A 19,526-nucleotide genomic window follows, 5' to 3' on the forward strand; every position below is an offset into this window, starting at 1 on the left:
GCAGGCTTTGCAAAAGGAGGAGATGATATGAAAACATGCATACAAGCATTGAGAAAAAAACATAAATTATCTCAAGAAGAGCTGGCATTAGCAGTAGGTGTTACGAGACAGACAATCACCTCATTAGAACGTGAAAAATATACTGCATCACTTGTTCTTGCTTATAAGATTTCAAAATATTTCGATATGACCATCGAAGAAGTATTTGATTTTTCAGAAGTGGAGGAGTTATAAGATGGAAGATTATAAAATGGCAATAAAGAAAAGATTATCTCTTATGATTGGATTCAATTCCATAGTAGTTGTTTTTATTGTATTAATTGGGTATTTAGGAAATACAACAGTCCAATTAAATGAAAATATTTCCGATATGATCCATGGATTTCAAGTAGGTATTTTCATAGGAATACAAATCCTTATAGTAATACAAATCAAAAAATATAATACGGCGTTAAAAAGTAAGGATGCATTAAAGAAATTATATATAGAAGAACATGATGAGAGAACAAAACTTATTAAAGATAAAATAGGCGGAATGGGTTTAAATCTTTGTATTTGTGGAATTGGAGCAGCGACTGTTACAGCTGGATTTTTCAGCAAAATAGTTTTCATTACTTTACTTAGTGTTTTAATCTATACAGTACTTGTAAAAGGATTCTTTAAAGTATATTATAGAAAAAAATATTAGTTTTTTCGAGTCCTAAAAAGTATCTAACTTCGTCAACACCTCAGATACTTTTTAGGATATATAATATACTAATTGTATTAGTTATAACAAATAACTGGAACACCTGCTCTAATATTATTGAATATTTTCTTTGCTAAATTGTATGGAGAATTCACACAACCATGTGACCCGCTGGTCTTATATATTGTTCCACCAAAAGTACTTCTCCATGTTGCATCATGAATTCCTATTCCTCCATTAAAAGGCATCCAATATGCAACTTCTGTTTCATAATTATCCCCGTGAAGTATAGCATTCTTTTGTTTGTATTTTAGTTTATAAATACCTGCTGGTGTTGTATTATTAGCACTCACATTCCCAGTAACAACAGGACCTTCTGATATCAAAGAAGAATTTTTATAAAACCATAAATGTTGACTTGTAAGATTTATTTCTACATAGGTGGTTCCAATATCATTTCCGCCATGACACAATGCAGTTCGATTATATGCTGGTTCTTTCGTTACCACTTCACCAGCTTTTATAGCTTCAGCTAAAGCTTTTGTTTCTTTAGCTATATCTATAGACCAGCCATAATCTCCACCGCCAACCTTTATTTTTTTTCCAGATGAAGTTACAAAACTTCTTTTTCTTCCTACTGTATTATACTTTTTAGCAAGGGTATTTATAAAATCTTTTACTTTTTCCTCATCAAATTTCACAATCATATCCTCATTTACTGTGAGCCAATTTTTTATTGTAGAACTATCTAAACATTCTTTATTTTTTCCTAAAGTATAAGTTATTTTTGATGATACATATTTATTTAATAAGTTTTTTGCATCAATTATTTTTTCAGAATCTGAAGTATATTCAGGTTTCACATAACAATTAATTGATTCTAAATCTATTAAAGTCTCTCCCTTAAGTATTGCATCTTCTATATGATTGTATAGAATATATTTTTTTACCTTGTTTCCATTCACTTCAGGAACAATTTCATATTTACTATCATTATACTTAAAGCTAGGATTTTTAGGTTCAATTATATTTGCACTATCAAAACAAAAGAGGTTGTCCACTTTTTCTTTCAAAAGTTTTTCATCAAATTTAAGTCCTTCTACCATATTGTTATCTTCTGTCTTGAAAATTTCCAAAATCCATTTAAAAGGATTTTGCTCTTCTATAGAATCTTTAAATTCATTACCTGATTCATATGTTAAACCAATCTCATCTCCTCTAATTTTTTCGTTTTTGCCTCCACGTTCCTTTAGATTTAACTCATATTTCTGAAGTTCTGATGACATTAATTGATTTACTGATTCTACACTTTTACCTGAAACACTTATGCAATTTAAAGTAGAGCCAAAATAAAAATGGTTAGTAAAATATAATGCCATTCCGAAATATATAACAAGTATGATGCACAAAGAAACTGAAAGACTCAAAACAACTTTCTTATACTTTTTCTTTTGCTTTTTTTTACGCCTTACTCTTCTATCTATCGTACTTTTCACCCCTTAAATTGTTAATATATTATATTATGTTTTGTTATAATTTACTATCAATTACTATTTTATCTAATATATTCTTGTTTTTCAAGTGATTCAAAGAAAGTAAAAAGAACAAATGCATAAATCAGTGTGAATATTTTACACAATGCTACAATGTATTGATATAACTGCATTTGACAAGTATGAAATTCCTGAAAAAATTTATAAATTCTTATACAACAAAAAAAATCTACCTCAATAAAAGGTAGGTTTTTAAATCATATTAAGTTAAATTGTAAATACTATTTGTTCAAAATTTGCTCAGTTCTTCCCAGTATATCAACGCCCTGCTGTTTCATCCAATATACATTATCAATAAACACCCAATTTTCTGCAAGTTTATCATCTTCACGTGAGTATACATCAACTACCTGCATATCAGCTATATTACTTGCTGGAAGTCCCATATAACCTCCTATTGGTCTATTTGTGAGATTTGGCCATCCAAAGAAACAAGCAAATGGACCTTCAGCAAATCTCACTACATGTCCGTTAAATTTCATATCATCAAGACCATATGTAAATGGATTTTGATGCTGTTCAAAGTATCTTTCCACAGTATATGTTGCACCTATACCGCACGGTCCATACCATACCATATCTTCATGCCATGTATTTCTGTAACAATCGAAAGGTACATTCGGTTTATCGTTATACGACTGAAGATCGATTGTGAATTGGTTTATGATATCCAAAGTTTTTTGTCCTTCTGACTCATGAGCATCATCAAACAATAATCCGTTATGATTTCTTGGTCCTGGATAAACGAAATAATGTCCTGTTGATGGAGGCAATGGATACATTCCTGCCTGTTGCATAAGTCCTATAATATCTAAAAATAAACCTGATTTTGTTATTTTTCCATTTTCAACACATGTAAACTCAACATATCTAAGCATGGCTATCTTGCGCGTATGACGTATACCAAGCCAGTCATTATCAAACAATCCCATAAAATGACCCATGCTCATAGTCCATTTTTCTTCAGGAGCATACATGTTCTCTCCACCTATAAATATATCCTGTCTTCTTCTCATGTGTAATAATGATTTTTTTAGAGGAATCCAAAATTTCTCTGCAACATCATCAATACCATATTGTTGCCTAAAAGGATAAACACCTTTGAAATCATAATTATCTGCCATATGTTTTTTCATAACATCTTTAACTTCTTCAGGACTACATTTCTCCATTGCTTCAAAATAGTCTAAAGTTACTTTTTTTGTTTCCGTATATTTTCCCATAATTCTCACCTCAATTTTTCTAGTTAGATTTAAAAATATTCAAATTGCCCTTCATCCGATCAAAAACATCTATACCAATTTGTAAAAGGAAATCAACCATATCAATGAAAACCCAGTTTTCAGCCAATAGATTGTCTTCTCTTCTATAAAAGTCCATTACACGCATAGTTATCTTCTTGTTTGTTGCTGGTAATCCTAGCCATCCATCACCGGTATGTGTAGCATAAATACTTGGCCATCCAACGAATGAACAAAAGTTACCTTCTGCAAATCGAGTAAGATGATTTCCACCATTCCAATCAGGAATACCTTTACAGAAAGGATCACAATGATAATCTAGGAAACCTTTTAAGCCTCTAGTTGTTCCTGTACCGCCAGGTCCATACCACATAAAATCTTCATGAAAATAATATTCCATTCCCATACCATAAACGCCATTATAATGATAATCATCTCGTAATCCTTTATAAAGCATATTTTCAACTAATTTCAAAGTTTTAGTTGATTCTACATCATCAGATTCACCTAATATAACTCCATTCATAGTAGATGGAACTGGACAGAATGTTTCTTTACCTAAAGCTGAGATGAATTTTATACCTGCTTGTCTCATCAAATCCAATATATCTACTATGATACGTGTTTCAACTATTTTACCATTTTCCATTTTATGAAACTCACCAAATCTTAACCATACTACATTCTTTGTTGCAGGAATCTCTAAAAAATCCTTTTCAAAAGTTGCAACAAAATTTCCCATTGTAGAAACCCATTCTCCTTCAGCTCCAGCAAATGATCCTCCTGTTAAGAAAATATCATTTTTTTGTATATCAGGAAATGATGTCAATAATGGTTTGTAAAAGTTATTAGAAATACTTTCTAAACCATTTAATGTGTTGAATGGATGAGGTCCATACCACACTGCATCTTCATGAAAATATTCAGATAATACACTATCGATATTTTGAGAATTTGCTTTACGAATATGTTTAGAAAACTCATAAATTCTTTGTTTGTTTTTAATTCTTACTGAACTCATTTTATCACCTCATATTTTAAAATAGAGTAATGGAATAATTACTCTCAAAAAAATTATAAACTCTATACTTTGTATAGAGTCAATAGTGTTAGATTAAAATTTGTAGTTCATTTATTAATTGATTATTTACATATTGTTTTGGAGTACTATATAAATCAGTTTCCAGTATAATATCTTTTAAAATAATATTATTTTCTTCAATATATTGTTTTAATTTCTTTACTGCTACGTATCTATCTTTATTTAAATATGCAATACAAATATATTTTCCAGCGGGAATTTCATCAATATTTTTACTTTTATGTTTTAATTCATCAGCATATAGCGTTATATAAGGATGCTTATATCGAAATTTACTTTCATACAAAAATGATTCTATATAAATTAAATTCCCATATTCGCCTTCATACATTATTCCATCTTTCTCCATAAGTGCAGTTAACTTTCTTAATTCTAATACCTTATCGCTCTCTGAATCATCTTCATTAACTCCAGGTTTTGTTATAAATCTTTGTTTTATTTCTCTAAAATATATTTTATTTCTTCCATTATATCGTAATGTATATTGTATTTTTTCACCCATGTTCTCCATATCTTCACTAATTCTTTTTAATCTTGTGATTTCTTTTTGGACTAAACTCTGTTGCTTTTCTATAAAAGAAAATAAAAAACTTATATCTTCATTATTAATTATTTCTTTTAGTTCTTTCAGGGGAGAACCTATATACCTTGCGTATTTTATTAAGTCAATATATACAAATTGATTTGGTGTATAATATCTATAATTACTATCAGGATCTATAAAAGCAGGTTTTAAGAGTCCCATTTTATCGTAAAGCCTTAAAGCTTGAATTGAAACATTATTTATCTTTGATGTTTCTCCTATAGAAAAATACTTTTTCATATATACCCCCAAGTAAAGTATAATTATTTCTCACTGATTAAAGATTCATATTTATTTTTGATTTCTTTAAAATCTTCCCAAAATGGTCTTTTTTTCAACTCATCTCTTAAAACAGCTGATGGATGAAATGTAGATATAATCCACGTATTCTTCCTGTGACACCACTTTCCTCTATCCCTTGTTATTCTCAGATTGCTGTCAATAATATTTGTAGCTGCTATTCTACCTAAGCATACTATAATCTTTGGCTTTATCAACTTAACTTGCCACCTAAGATATAGCATGCATGCAGCTATTTCATCACTTTGCGGATCTCTATTTTTTGGCGGTCTACATTTTACTATATTACCAAAATACACATCTTCCCTTGTCATATCTATTGCATTTATTGCTTTTGTTAGAAGTTGCCCTGCTGGTCCTATGAACGCCTCACCTTTTTGATCCTCGTAGAATCCTGGTCCTTCTCCGATAAACATAATATCTGCATTTGTATTTCCTTGCCCAAAAACAATATTGGTTCTACTTTTATGTAGTTTGCACTTTTTACAATTGTAAACATAATTCTGTACTTCTTCTAAAGTATACATAATACCTCTCCTAATTTTTATAATATCATGTAATTATATACCCTTATTTTATACATACATTGTAACTTTTTCAATTTAAAATCAGTATAATATATTTTTAATCAAAACAACGTAGGTCGCCCTACGCTGTATAAATATACTATGAATAATAATATTCTTATCTAGTTAAATACATATTGGTTATAATAAGATGCTGTTGTTCAACTTCCGCTATAGCACGAAAAATTTCTTTTATACGAGGTTCTGGAGCTCTAGTAGCTACTTCTGTATAAAATTCTACTGCCTTAACTTCGTGCTTATTAGATTCCTTTAAATTTTTGAAATCATTATCTGCACAGCATTGTTTTAATGCTTTATTAAAAGATATTCCCATTGCATCAGCAAAAACCTCTGCATGTTCGAATTCCTGTTTCATTAAACGATTAAAAATAGCTTCGGTTACTTGGTTTTCTGCATTGGCTGCAGAACATTTGTAGTAAAGATAGTTTGCTATTTCAAGTTCTAAAGCTTTTTGACAATCTTTATAACTTTGTTCACTCATATTAACCTTACCATATTCTATCCATTCAGCAGCAGGTACAACACGTTTTCTAATAGCCCCACAGAAAGGACAACGTTGTGGTGGATTATCCATTAAAGAAGTTTCTCCACAAATTTCGCAGCGATAAGGATTCATCATTATATATCACCACCTCTATTTAAAACTCAAATTCAATCATATAGCTTGTCCTTTGTACATTATAATATATTCATTTCATTGGGCAAGTGTTACAATATTGAAATACAAAAAGAGAATTAAGTGATTATTAAAAAATTTAAATTAATTAAAACATGGATACAACAACAATTATCTAATCAAATTATTATGTTAATGATGTAATATAACTAATTTAGGATATTTTTTTGTTAAATACGTATAATAAATATTAACTAAAAAAATTCAATTTCTAAGGAGGAGTATACTATGGATATGAATACTCATGATGCTATTATGAAAAAATTATTGGATGTACAAGAAAATGTTCGTGACTTTGAATGTTTTTCTAAGGAAGTAGCTGATAAAGAAGTCTCTTCTATATTTAAGGAATTTGCTGAAGAATCAGGTATGCAAGCAAGAAAATTACAACAACTTATTGATAAACATAAGTAACAATATTTATATAATATTTTAGTTACTTCATGGAAGTAGGATTACCTACTTCCATATTTGTTATGAAAGAAATTATCAATAATAAAGCATAAATCTTTACTATAATAAATCCACCCATCTTTTATTTCTAACACTTCATAATTCCTCTTCTCGAAAAGATATTGAGCTGGATTGGTTACTAAAGTTGATAAAACCACTTAAAATCATACTCATGTTCTATTATGTATTCTCGCTCAAATAGATAGATTTGTTCTATATCACCTGTTTGTGTTTTTATAATTTTGAATTCTCTAATTTCTTTCATTATCTATCCACTGTGTTATTAGTAATTTCCTCTAGTTTCATTTCCAAAAAAGATTGAGAAGTAGTTTTATAAATGATTATATGAAAATTTACATTTCAACTTTTTTGACTAAGACCTGGTATAATCATTTAATTTCATAAACAAGTACCGTGAAGCAACACTACAGAAATAGGCAATTACTATAGCAGCTAAAATATCACTAGGAAAGTGAACATAAAGATACATTCTAGAAAAAGCCACAAGTATCGCAATAATTAAAATAGGTATATACATGTTTACCTTATTCACCTTCAATCGTTCCTTTAATAATACAAAAGCTACAGCAAAAGAAGCAGTAGTATGCCCTGAAGGAAAAGAATAGTCATGAGGTTCATCAATTAATAATGCAATATCTTTATAATTGTATGGCCTTGCCCTTGCCACCATGTTCTTTAACAATCCATTAGTCACAATTGCTCCACATAATAGAGCAATTAAGCACATTATTCCCACTCTTCGTGTTTTTGGATACATCAATAAAGCAACTGTTATTGCTATCCAAATAAGACCATAATCACCTATGTGAGTGAAAAACAGCCAAATATTATCAAAAAACGGAGTACCCATAATATCTTGTATTTTATCCAATACTGCTAATTCAAAATTCATTAACTCAGTCATATTTAACCTCCATTTTAAAATAAAATTCTGTAAAGGGATAACCTTAATTTTAGTATAATTATATCACATAGTAATATATTTCAATTTTTTCATTTAAAATTTGTTCCTCTGTAAATATTCTACATAATTATGCTATAATAGGTATACATATTGGAGGTGTTTTTATGAAAGTAACTAATACATTCAGCTCTAAAACAACTTGCTCCTTGCAAAGACTACAACAATGTAAGCTATGCTTTGTTTGGAGCCTAGTCTGTAAAGTTAGCTGAATTACGTACAGGTTTTAGGTTCTGTAACACATAGCTTTTTTTGTATTCTTTGCTTTAATACTATGCTAAGAGTGGAGGAGTAAGGAAATGAAATATGCAAAAGCGCAAGATGTGTTACCAGAGGAAATTGTTAAAATAATACAAGAATATGTAGACGGCAAATATCTTTATGTACCCAGAAAACATGAAAATCATAAGTCCTGGGGAGAAAGTAGTGGTATAAAAAGTAGTCTTAAGATGAGAAATAATGAAATTTATAAAAAGTACATTGAAGGGACTACTATTAATGAACTAACTCAAGAGTATTATCTATCAGAAAAAAGTATAAGAAGAATAATAAATCAAGAAAAGCGTCTATGCTCATAATCACTACAGAATTATTTATTAGGTTGAATGCTTATTTTAAATTGTGATATGATTTCATTGTAGCAATCCAATGAAAGTTATCGTGAATACGTAATATGTTTTAAATCAGGATGATTATTGTTACTTTCAGTTGGAGTAATAATAATCATCTTTTTTTAAGAGTTGGCTTAATAATTAGTTTTACTTTTCTTTCAAAAATATGAATGGTTCTATCATTTTTTTTAAGAAATTAGTAAAACTTATTCTTAAACAATCTCTTTCCTTAACTATACACTATAAATTATATATTTCAGAAAAGAGGTGCTGGATTTTATGAAAGCTTTTATAAAAAAACATCAGTATAATTATATAAAAAAATGTTCAAATGATTTAAACAACACGTTTAGAAATTGTGTAGATATTAATATTATTGAAACAACTAAAGTGTATATGAACATGAAAATATTGAATCTTTTTACAAACCTATCCCAGGAAGAAAAAGAGCTCCTTGATATTACAAGAATTAATGACCCCATATACATTAATATGTATTTAGACAAATTGAATGAATATGTATATGGAATGCCAATCATTACAAAAGCAGAAATCAAGAAATTATTCAAAAAAGAAAAGAAATTTAAATTACCTGATCCAGATGCTCAGAATTCAAATAATGTTTATTTAGGTTGGATTGATGAATCCATTAAAAAGTTATTTGTAGTTTATAATATGAATGATAAACCAATAGGTATGGCATGTAGAATTCTAAATCAGTCTTCCAATAATGCTCATGTATGTTCCCTTTGCAATAAAGTAGGTAGCCAATATGAAATAGCCTTTGTTTCACCAATATGTAAAACATCTAATACATCAAGAGACGCTTATAGGTCAATAGGCTTTAATATTTGTTTGGATAGCAAGGAGTGTAATGAAAGAATTGCATCCGTGGAAAAGCTTGAAAAAATTTTAAAGGATGTTAACAATATAAAGTGACACAATTTAATTAATATTGCTATCCTTATATACTCCTTTGCATTGGTATGGCATTATACAAAATGTTATAACACTAATCAATAATCGAGTAGTTTTAGGTGCTGGTACTTATATGGAGCCCTTAATACTTTAGTTTCTAAAGGTTAATATATTAGATCGCTTTATTACAGTGATGTAGAAATTCTTAATGTAAATGTAGCTTACGTAGAGATAGTGGATATATATCTATAGATAATATTATACAGTTCTATTAGTTAGTAATAAAAGCATTAGATAAAATCTAAGAGTTTATAAATGAAACAATAATCCAAAAGCCATTATCCAAATTGTATACAGCAAAGAAAAATGTATTACATCCTTTTTCTTTGCTGTTTTATAAATTATTTTTTAGTCTATTATAGCTGGGATAACACATTCCTTAATCAGTGTCCACCTATCACGAGGATTCATGATGAATTCTGATGCAATTGCTACAACTAGATCTTTTTCTGGAATGCAACAAATGACATTCCCTCCATCCCCAAGTGCTAAGTATGCAAAAACTCCGTCCTCTTGGCGTAACCACCATAGATACCCGTATTTGGTTATTGACTCACCAATCAATGTCTCAGAATGCGGCGATGTAGACTCATCAACCCATGCCTTAGAAATAATCTGATTATTCTCCCAAATACCATAGTTAAGATACAGAAAACCTAAACGAGCCATATCGCGGGGATTTAACGTAAGTCCCCATCCTCCTGTAGAGTTGCTGTTTGGGTCTTTAACCCATCCTTTTACTTCCTTCCCGAATAATTCATCAAACCCAAATGATTTAATTTCATAATCCGGGATTTCTTTCATACCAATAGGTTTAAATAAATGCTCGTTTGCAAATTCACGAGCACTTTTTCCTGTACTACGAGTAATGATAGCTGAAAGCAGGTGTGCCCCTGCAGTGGAATACTTGAAAACTCCAATGCTTCCTTTTTCACCTAGCATATCCAAAGTGTATTTTACCCAGTCAGGTTGCATACACATCTTGTCCAACGGTTCGTGCCAGTCCTCAAATGAATATGGAGAAGTCATAGTAAGAAGATGTCCTATGGTGATTTCTCGTTTCTTCATATCCCCAGCTTCAGGAACATATTCAGGAAAGAAATCCAGCACCTTCTGGTTTACATCTTTAATATATCCTTTATCTATAGCAATACCAATGAGAATAGATATTATACTTTTCGTTACAGATGCCACATGGTGTGCATCATCTGGTCCATAGTCATTATAATATCTTTCATAAGCAATATATCCATTTTTCACAATAACAATACCTTTTATATTGCTATGCTGAGATTTTATCATAGGTTCAAGCTCTGAAAGCTTTTTAGAGTCCATTCTCAAAGTTGCCGGGTCTAGGGCTTGCCATTCTGTAGTTGGCCAGTAGTTTCTTTGCATTATAGATACCTCCTAAAAGACATTTTTTGTCTGTTTAAAGAACATTAAGGAAAGTGTCCGGTCTTGCAACTATTTTTTCTTTACAGGAAAATATACCTCAGTAACAATATCCTCAGGAACGGTGGCCTGATATGGATTGGTTACATATATTTCATATGGTGATTTAACCAATTCATATCCCTCATCTTCCACCCACTCCCTTAACTTAGCATATACCGATGTCAATTCTGAATAGGAACCCTTTAAAACAGCCTTAGCACAAAGACCTCCATGTAAATTTCTCGTTCCCTTTATATTCTCTACTATCGGGATAGCAAACTCTGTATCATAGCCAACAGGATTGTACTCAATGCTGTGATAAATAGTCATTGGTGTACCAAGTAAGGTAAGTTTTTCAGTAGCAATCTTTTCATATAACCTGCTAAAATACTTTCCATACCCTGCAATGCAATCATAACTACTCATCATCTGACGCATAGAAACTATGTTCGTTAGCTGTGTTTCAACAAGTTTTACTTCTATATTGTCAACGTATGACATAATTGGTATACCCTTTTCTAAATTTGAAATATCTTTACTCATTTGTTTTAGGGTATATTCAAAAGCCTTTAGCTTTTCCTGTATTTCCATCCTCTTACGATTAAGAACAGAACAAAGCTTCTCTTCTGATTCATCCTCTTCCAATTCCAGAATGGTTCTGATTTCTTCCAAAGAAAAATGATAAGATTTCAAACGATTGATAAATAACATCTTTTTTAGTTGTCTGATAGAATAATACCTATAACCATTTTCAGGATTAATGTCATCAGGATTAATTAATCCAATTTCATCATAATATCGAAGTGTTTTTGTAGATACTTCGCATATCTTTGAGAATTCTCCAATAGATAACAATAGGTCACCTCCTTTGTTCAATTCTACTATACACCTTTCCCTAAGGGCAAAGTCAAATCCAGTAGGATCTAAATAATCATTTTATTTAGCGTCCTCTCACACCACTGCATGTACCGACCAATATACAGCGGTTCATTATAACAATCTTGCTTTTAGCTAACAACTATATCACCTTTGGTGTTCGGGACTTTTACCCTATAGATTATACCCATGCTATACCTATCCTGGGCACACATACAAAAATACCCATCATTTGCTAGAGTAGGTATTTAAATCAAAGTTATTCTCATTTAAAGTTCTAATGAATTATTTTATTTTAATGTAATAATTTCATTTCAATAAAATAACATATACATCCAAATATAAGTGCAGGTATAGTGGTAATTATAGTTGCCCATAAAGATGATTTTTTATCCATTGCCATCAATGGAAATAATGCATCACCGTCCTGCGATATAGCATTAGCAAACAATGCAGCAAATGGCATAAATCCTTTTGTAAACAATGTTACAAATATTATTTGAGTCCCACATCCGGGTATTAATCCCACACATGCGCCAATAATTACTGAAATTATTCCTGTAGCCATAAGCCATCCTTTAACTACAACTTCACCACCTACAAAATAAACTGACATCTCATAAATAAAATACGCAATGAAAACCCAGGTATTTACAAATGCTATTTCTTCTGCATTATGAATAAATGTTTCTTTAAGGGACAACATCTTACTTTCTATTTCACCATGCTTATCATCTCTTAATATTTTTTTAGATATTATCATGTATATAATTGAAAAACCTGTACCAGCTATTCCAATTATGCTTCCTAAATGAGGAATCGATAAATCACTATTAATGTCAACTTGAAATAAAAGCACTATTCCTAATACCAAGCCAATTGTAGTTAATACCCAAAATACTTTATATCCTACACCATGAGTGAATTTATGAGACTTATAACCAATAATATTATTAGCTTGGTGATGAAGTGCAATATCTATCTCATCGCCTTCTTCATGTCCTATATGAATTTTTTTATCTAATTTTAATCTTACATTAGGATATGATAGTTCATACTCTGTTTTTACATTTTTAAACTTTTCATGCTCATCCTTTAATTCTTCAGCCGATTTCACTTTATGATGTTTTATTAAATTTTCTCCTATTTTAAAATAGTCTACTATATATCCAGCTACTATTGCTACTACAAAACTTAAAACACTAACTAACAAATACATTGCTGGTCTGGCAGCTATCATAACAAAAGCTGAATCTCCCATGGTAGCAATTAATGTTGCAATTACCGTACCAAAGCTTATAGAGCCTTTAATAAATAATGGCATCACAAGTATTGCACCTCCGCATCCAGGACTTAATCCTAATAATGCACCAATTATTGGCTGAATATTCTTCGATTTTTCAATGCCTTCTATAAGTTTTCCATTTTTTTTATAATTTATATAACCGAAAATCAAAAGTACTGCCCCTACAAATACTCCTACTTGTAGAAATGCTCCTTCTGCACAACTTAATATAATATTTAAAATGTCTTTGAAAATTTTCATCTCATTCCCTTCTGTAATTTATTAATTTCAGATACAATTTAATAGTAGTATATGCCGTTCTATTGATAATGATTACCATTTCCAAGTAATTCTCCTTATTAAAAAGTTTTCTATTCAAAAAACACCAGGTTCCCCTGATGTTTCTTAAAATAATCATATCCACCCATTACTAATAGTTTTGATTATCCTGTCTTTCTTGTTTCATCTCCTTTTGAATTCTCTTCAACGCTTTTTTAGATCCTCTTTCAATATCCCTATCTAATTTCCTTTCTTTATAACTTACAAACAAAGTATCAAAATCATAGCCCTCTGGATATAACTCTGCTGCTTTTAAAGAAAGCTCTATTCTCTTTACATTTACTTCTATAAATTCACTATTGTATAGGACCTTTACATTATTTAATTTGTCCATAGGTTTATAGATAATCCCAAAATCATCTTTATCTAATAATTTAACTTTATCTCCAACATGATAAACGTAGGTTTCTTTTTCATTTTCCTCTTCCTTTTCATGTACTTTCCCAGATGATTCTATTTTACTTCTTTTAACTAAATCAAAATTATAGTTTTTATCATCCATATATTCTTTTGCTTTTATTAATACCTTGTCTTTTATACCCATCTTCTTAGAAATAAACAACGCATTACTATCCTGAGATATACCTATGGTTAGCTTGTATAGTGGTTGTAAAGTCTCTTTGTCAAACATCATACCGGAATTCTCAAATTCCGGATGAGACGATGCATACTTCTTGATTTCTCCATAATGGGTAGATGCTAAGGTTATACATCCCTTTTTATAAAGTTCTTCAAGAATGGCTATAGCAAGTGCAGCACCTTCATTAGGTTCTGTTCCACTTCCAATTTCATCTAATATCACTAGAGTAGAATTATTAGATAAATTCATTATTTGTGCAATATTTTTTATATGTGAAGAAAAGGTACTAAGAGCATTTTCTATACTTTGATTATCCCCTATATCAACAAAGATATTTTCAAATACATTCATTACAGTCTCTTCTTTTGCACAAATATCAAATCCACATTGAACCATTAGCGATAACAAGCCTACAGTTTTTAACGCAACAGTTTTTCCTCCTGCATTAGGTCCTGTAATTAGCAAGCTTCTATAATTCTTTCCTATTTCTAAATTTAGTGGTACAACATTCCCTTTTAATAGAGGATGTTTTCCATTAACTATTTTTATATATCCTCTATCATTTATTTTAGGTGTAATTCCTTTAATATTTTGACTATACTTAGCCTTTGCAAAAACCATGTCATACTCTGCCATTATTTCAATGTTTAATTTAACATTTGTTATTTTTTCAAATATAAGCTCCGTTAAATAACATAATATCTTATTTTCCTCTATTGATTCTTCACTTTTTAAACTAATCAATTCTATACTAAACTTCGATACACTATTGGGTTCAATAAATACGGTAGTTCCTCTTGATGATGTATCTAATACAACTCCATTCACTTTATTTTTGTAGGATGCTTTTATTGGAATTACATATCTATCATTTCTTTCACTTACTACAAAATCTTGAATATACTCTTTGTTTCCACTAGCCATTAAAAATTTATTTAGTCTTTCTTTAATTTTACTTTGGGTTACTTCTATATTTCTCCTTATTTTTTTTAGTTCTTTCGTAGCTTGCGAATCCACCTTATTTCCTCTTATACAACGTTCTATTTCACTTTCTATATTTTCACAGGCTGTTATATTTACAGAATATGCACTTAATGTAGGTGCATAAAATTCTTTATCAGACATGAAAGCTTTTATTTTTCTACTTCCTCTTAGAAAGTTATCTATTTTTATAAGTTCCTCTGGATCTAATATCATTCCTTTTTCAACCTTATCGATAAGATTATTTAGATTATATAAACCCTCAAGAGGTATATGATTACTATTTTCTATTATTTTTCTAGCTTCTTTGTTTTCATCTAATCTTCGTTTAACTACCTTCATATTTCCACTAGGGTTTAGCTTATCTATTAAATCTTTTCCAAGTGAACTTGCGCAATATTTTTTTACTAATTCCTTTACTTCGTTTAATTGTAATTTTTCAAATGTTCCTTTATTCATTTGATTTACCCCCTTTAATCTTAGTATTTACTAAAACCTTAATCTCAATATCTTTTATATAATTAACTATTTTAATCACTCTCCATTTTCATTATCCTAATTTTAATTACTTCTTTTGAATATGCATCTGCATATTCCTTTACAACATTTAACATACTTCATCCCTCCAAAAAATAAAAGCTATAGGTGAACAGAATACACCTATAGCTCTATATTGTTTCAATTTTTATATTATTTTTGCATAAAAAAAGCCGTGCAAAGCACGGCTCTAATAGCAAATAATAAATATAAAGAGTCCCTTAAACTAAACCCTATTAAGGGCATGTTTTATGAGATTAGCTATCCGTGTTCTTAACCTATTTACATCTTAAATGCATAACAAACAGACCCAATCAAAACGGGTTTTTAAAACTTTTAAGATGTTTATTAAATTCGTTTAGTTAAGAACAACTACACTCACAAAAGTACCTCCAAATTTTATATTATCTTAATTATACATCAACAAATTGAGTTATGCAATATTCTTGCCTAACTGTGGCTAATTATTTCTTCGAATACACGATTTTTTTAATACTATTAATGGCTAAATAATATTCTTCTGCTAACTGATCTATAGATTTACCTTGACTAAACTCATAACGAATACTTTGGTTCCTCTGGACTAATTCTTGTCGTGCACCAGACTTCTCACCCCATTTTTTCCTTGAGCCATCCGCCTTTGGAATGTATAAATATTCTCCCTGAATATACTTTTGAACTTCATCAAGCAAATCTTTTGGTAAAATACACTCTGCTTTTTTATGGTTCATCTTATACTCCTATCTCTTTTGATAATCTACTTCAAATTCATCAATTGAATCATAACTCTTAATAGTTACTCCTTTTTTTACCAATAGATCAACAAATTTTGTTTCAAATTCATTCACCGCTTCTTTTAAAGCTGAAAATTCTTTCATCGCTGCTAATTTCATTAAATCAACACCAATAAATGTTTCAAATGATTTACTATACTCGCTATAATAATTTCGATCGTTGTACCAAATACCTTCTTCTGATTTAGCCATAAACTGAGCTACTTCCTCATGAAAATAAGCAGCAATTATAAAAGCAGAGTATTCATCTTTTTTATCACAAGCCCTCATCATCTTATTAATAACTGATTTTAATTCTTCATAATATCCTACAAAAATTGTTTCATATGGTTCCTGTTGTTTTTTTGATTTGACTTGTTCTAACAAAAACTCACGTGTATTTTTAATCAGTATTTCACATGCCTCAATAATTTCTTTGCTATCACTAGCTTCAATAATCAGGTTAATTAAAGCTTTATAGTCTTTTGGAAGTTTTTTTAATTCAAATGAATCTTTAATATTCATTCCCATCCCTCTTTTGTAATAGGTATGATTTGCAAAAGCCAGTACTATCACAATCTTAGAAATAATCTTGCTTGACTCTATACGTAAATCAATCATATTTTTAACTTCACTCTTCATATTATGAAGATAGATAAAACATTCATTAAAATATTCATAACTTTTATTTAGCAGTACACTTTGACCTTGAGGGCTACATATCTTAAGTATACTTTTTCTATAGCCTTCGTAACGATTTAAATCCTCTTCAGTTGATGAAAATATAACCTTTGATTCTGTAATTACTGCAGTTAGCGGTTGATCTAATGCAGCAATTTTAACTAATCTTTCCCACCTAATTGGAAATAAATCATACCCAATGCCATCAATTATAAATTGGTAGCATAATGCATTAGCCCTATCAGTTTTTGGAATATAGAAAAAATCTACATCTGATTTTTCATCGTTAATCCCCATTGCATAGGAACCATACACCGCCAATATGGCTACATCATCTTTATAATCACTTTCAATTTTACTTTTTATTATATTAATAATTCTTTCTTTGTTTTTCATATTATTCCTCCTAAATACTATTTGTTAATAGATTTAAATCCTATGACGTCATCAATTCATAAATTAAGTATATCTTATTCTTTTTTGGTAGTATATAGACAGGATACTTAGGTACTATTTTATGCATTACAACTTATATAAAAATGCAAAAACATCAGGTTTCCCTGATGTTAGTTAAGTTGCTTTTATGAATTTGTGAATCCTGTTCCACTCTTAATAGGAACAAATAATTTTGTTTCATTGTCTTTCTTATAATCAAACATAACTAAATCTTCACCTTCTAACAATTCATAACCTGATTTAGGTAAAAAACTTCCATATATATATCGATCTGCATCACCAATCTTATCTCTGGATGCTTTATGTAGAAAGACTAAATAATCTTTTTTAGATAAAGTTTTCGTAACCATGTCTTTAGGTATATCTTTAAAATCTTTTACCTCTGTACAAAACATATAATGAATTTTATTTATGTTTGGATCAAAGTCATACACATTATAATGGCATATACCTATTATTATATCTGGGTTAACAGTATTTTGGATATCATCTTTTTTGCTAACAAAATCTGTAAGCATTTTATTAAATGTAGTCTTATTATATTTTTCTATATATTCAATACCAACTAATTTCAACTCCTTTTCAAACACTGATTCATATCCTATTTCAATAATTTCAGTTACCATTTTGATCCTTTGTGCATCCATTTTATTTCTATGGTAATAGCTTAGATTTCTCTTATTTTTTCTATATATAGCAGGAGTTTTACGATATACTTTTTTAAATGCTCTTGTAAATGCTTCTTGAGATCCAAATTGGTATTTCACTGCTATATCTATAATTCTTTGATCTGTATATAATAAATCTAAAGAGGCTTGAGTAAGTCTTCTTCTTCTAATATACTCTTTTAAACATTCTCCCGTCATCGCCTTAAATATTCTATGAAAGTGATAAAATGAAAATCCGCCTACCACTGCCACTTCTTTCAAAGATATTGCTTTCACTATATTTTCTTCAATAAACTCTATAGACTTTTCCATACAAGTAACATAATCCATAATAAAATAGACTCCTTTCTCCTTTAATTTAAAAGACATTTATATATAAGTAAAATTTAAAGGTTGTCTAATTTTATTATATTTAAAAGGGTGGCATAAAGCCACCCTTTTAAATATTATGTTATGGTTATTCCACAAAAAGTAATTTAGTTCAACTTACTTTTTGTGGTTTAACCATGTTATTTATTATTTTTCAATAACATGACTAACAACTAAGTTTGTTCCATTAGATATAGTATCCCCAACAGGACAGAATTGCTCTGCTACTGCAACCAATTGCTGTATTTCTTCTTCTGATGCATTAGATTTAATAATGAACTTGGATCTAATGTTCTGAAATCCCGGTCTTACACTTGTATCCCCTTGATAACCTGCAGGGTCTAAATCTCCTTCAAGCTCAATCTTTAAATCTTCAATTTCTATTCCCATATTTTGAGCCACCATTTTTGCTACTATACTTTGACATGAACCTATTGCACATAGTAATGCTTCCACAGGATTCATTGCACTATCAGTTCCACCCTCTTCTATTGGCTCATCTAAGATCATTTTAAATCCTCTAGAAGTTGATTCAACCTTTACCCCCTCTAATAAATGTGATGTAGCTTTAGAAATTTCGATAGACATATTTATCATCCTCTTTCATGTTTAATTTCTTGTACAATTTCATTATGCCAAATTGTGAAAAATTTATCTTGATTTTTTTTGCTATTTTTAATGCAAATTATGTAGACTTTTAACATGATCTTTTTTTATTAAAATTGACCTAAAATTGAATATAAAAATTTTAGAAGAAATTTTAGATATTTTTCTATATAATAAGAATAGAAGT

Annotated in this window: 20 protein-coding genes; 5 read left to right on the forward strand and 15 right to left on the reverse strand. The window is 29.7% G+C overall.

The window, feature by feature from the left end:
- Positions 1–27: 27 nt before the first annotated feature.
- Positions 28–234, forward strand: coding sequence for a helix-turn-helix transcriptional regulator (locus ACQ3F0_RS14565; protein ID WP_428866044.1), 207 nt, complete (start codon positions 28–30; stop codon positions 232–234).
- 1 nt (position 235) lies between these two features.
- On the forward strand, positions 236–688 hold the full coding sequence (locus ACQ3F0_RS14570) for a hypothetical protein (RefSeq protein ID WP_428866045.1): 453 nt from the start codon (positions 236–238) through the stop codon (positions 686–688).
- 77 nt (positions 689–765) lie between these two features.
- On the opposite strand, the gene ACQ3F0_RS14575 is transcribed toward ACQ3F0_RS14570, so the two are convergent.
- The 6 genes from ACQ3F0_RS14575 to ACQ3F0_RS14600 all read right to left on the reverse strand — a co-directional run bounded on the left by ACQ3F0_RS14575 (position 766) and on the right by ACQ3F0_RS14600 (position 6,673).
- Positions 766–2,184, reverse strand: coding sequence for a L,D-transpeptidase family protein (locus ACQ3F0_RS14575; protein ID WP_428866046.1), 1,419 nt, complete (start codon positions 2,182–2,184; stop codon positions 766–768).
- A 278-nt stretch (positions 2,185–2,462) separates the two neighbouring features.
- Positions 2,463–3,464 carry a hypothetical protein gene (locus tag ACQ3F0_RS14580; RefSeq protein WP_428866047.1) on the reverse strand — a complete coding sequence of 334 codons (1,002 nt, stop codon included), beginning with the start codon at positions 3,462–3,464 and terminating at the stop codon, positions 2,463–2,465.
- Positions 3,465–3,483: 19 nt separating this feature from the next.
- Entirely contained in the window at positions 3,484–4,503 is a 1,020-nt protein-coding gene (locus ACQ3F0_RS14585) for an ester cyclase (protein ID WP_428866048.1), read from the reverse strand.
- A gap of 88 nt (positions 4,504–4,591) precedes the next feature.
- Positions 4,592–5,407, reverse strand: coding sequence for a MerR family transcriptional regulator (locus ACQ3F0_RS14590; RefSeq protein ID WP_428866049.1), 816 nt, complete (start codon positions 5,405–5,407; stop codon positions 4,592–4,594).
- A gap of 23 nt (positions 5,408–5,430) precedes the next feature.
- A complete protein-coding gene (locus tag ACQ3F0_RS14595) occupies positions 5,431–5,994 on the reverse strand; it encodes a uracil-DNA glycosylase (protein ID WP_428866050.1) in 564 nt (187 codons plus the stop codon).
- A gap of 157 nt (positions 5,995–6,151) precedes the next feature.
- On the reverse strand, positions 6,152–6,673 hold the full coding sequence (locus tag ACQ3F0_RS14600) for a ferritin family protein (protein ID WP_428866051.1): 522 nt from the start codon (positions 6,671–6,673) through the stop codon (positions 6,152–6,154).
- A gap of 285 nt (positions 6,674–6,958) precedes the next feature.
- Here ACQ3F0_RS14600 and ACQ3F0_RS14605 point away from each other — a divergent pair, with 285 nt between their 5' ends.
- Positions 6,959–7,144 carry a hypothetical protein gene (locus ACQ3F0_RS14605; RefSeq protein WP_428866052.1) on the forward strand — a complete coding sequence of 62 codons (186 nt, stop codon included), beginning with the start codon at positions 6,959–6,961 and terminating at the stop codon, positions 7,142–7,144.
- A gap of 412 nt (positions 7,145–7,556) precedes the next feature.
- On the opposite strand, the gene ACQ3F0_RS14610 is transcribed toward ACQ3F0_RS14605, so the two are convergent.
- A complete protein-coding gene (locus tag ACQ3F0_RS14610) occupies positions 7,557–8,108 on the reverse strand; it encodes a phosphatase PAP2 family protein (RefSeq protein WP_428866053.1) in 552 nt (183 codons plus the stop codon).
- A 356-nt stretch (positions 8,109–8,464) separates the two neighbouring features.
- On the opposite strand from ACQ3F0_RS14610, the gene ACQ3F0_RS14615 reads away from it, so the two are divergent.
- Both ACQ3F0_RS14615 and ACQ3F0_RS14620 read left to right on the forward strand, forming a co-directional pair.
- The gene (locus tag ACQ3F0_RS14615) at positions 8,465–8,743 is read left to right on the forward strand and encodes a CD3324 family protein (protein WP_428866054.1); all 279 of its coding nucleotides are present in this window, start codon (positions 8,465–8,467) and stop codon (positions 8,741–8,743) included.
- Positions 8,744–9,055: 312 nt separating this feature from the next.
- Positions 9,056–9,715, forward strand: a complete 660-nt coding sequence (locus tag ACQ3F0_RS14620; RefSeq protein ID WP_428866055.1) for an FBP domain-containing protein — start codon at positions 9,056–9,058, stop codon at positions 9,713–9,715.
- Positions 9,716–10,102: 387 nt separating this feature from the next.
- Here ACQ3F0_RS14620 and ACQ3F0_RS14625 read toward each other — a convergent pair whose 3' ends face one another.
- The 8 genes from ACQ3F0_RS14625 to ACQ3F0_RS14660 all read right to left on the reverse strand — a co-directional run bounded on the left by ACQ3F0_RS14625 (position 10,103) and on the right by ACQ3F0_RS14660 (position 19,321).
- Positions 10,103–11,149 carry a serine hydrolase domain-containing protein gene (locus tag ACQ3F0_RS14625; RefSeq protein WP_428866056.1) on the reverse strand — a complete coding sequence of 349 codons (1,047 nt, stop codon included), beginning with the start codon at positions 11,147–11,149 and terminating at the stop codon, positions 10,103–10,105.
- Positions 11,150–11,218: 69 nt separating this feature from the next.
- Positions 11,219–12,043, reverse strand: a complete 825-nt coding sequence (locus ACQ3F0_RS14630; protein ID WP_428866057.1) for a MerR family transcriptional regulator — start codon at positions 12,041–12,043, stop codon at positions 11,219–11,221.
- 316 nt (positions 12,044–12,359) lie between these two features.
- The gene (locus tag ACQ3F0_RS14635) at positions 12,360–13,610 is read right to left on the reverse strand and encodes a putative manganese transporter (RefSeq protein ID WP_428866058.1); all 1,251 of its coding nucleotides are present in this window, start codon (positions 13,608–13,610) and stop codon (positions 12,360–12,362) included.
- A 169-nt stretch (positions 13,611–13,779) separates the two neighbouring features.
- Complete coding sequence (locus ACQ3F0_RS14640; RefSeq protein WP_428866059.1) at positions 13,780–15,708, reverse strand: endonuclease MutS2; 1,929 nt, start codon at positions 15,706–15,708, stop codon at positions 13,780–13,782.
- A 542-nt stretch (positions 15,709–16,250) separates the two neighbouring features.
- Entirely contained in the window at positions 16,251–16,517 is a 267-nt protein-coding gene (locus ACQ3F0_RS14645; RefSeq protein WP_428866060.1) for a CD3324 family protein, read from the reverse strand.
- A 9-nt stretch (positions 16,518–16,526) separates the two neighbouring features.
- Positions 16,527–17,636 carry a nucleotidyltransferase domain-containing protein gene (locus tag ACQ3F0_RS14650; RefSeq protein ID WP_428866061.1) on the reverse strand — a complete coding sequence of 370 codons (1,110 nt, stop codon included), beginning with the start codon at positions 17,634–17,636 and terminating at the stop codon, positions 16,527–16,529.
- A gap of 185 nt (positions 17,637–17,821) precedes the next feature.
- Positions 17,822–18,694, reverse strand: a complete 873-nt coding sequence (locus ACQ3F0_RS14655) for a helix-turn-helix domain-containing protein (RefSeq protein ID WP_428866062.1) — start codon at positions 18,692–18,694, stop codon at positions 17,822–17,824.
- 186 nt (positions 18,695–18,880) lie between these two features.
- Positions 18,881–19,321, reverse strand: coding sequence for an OsmC family protein (locus tag ACQ3F0_RS14660; RefSeq protein ID WP_428866063.1), 441 nt, complete (start codon positions 19,319–19,321; stop codon positions 18,881–18,883).
- Positions 19,322–19,526 lie beyond the last annotated feature (205 nt).

The sequence above is a fragment of the Clostridium sediminicola genome (genome assembly GCF_050402865.1).
In the GTDB taxonomy this organism is placed as follows: Bacteria; Bacillota; Clostridia; order Clostridiales; family Clostridiaceae; genus Clostridium_AF; species Clostridium_AF sediminicola.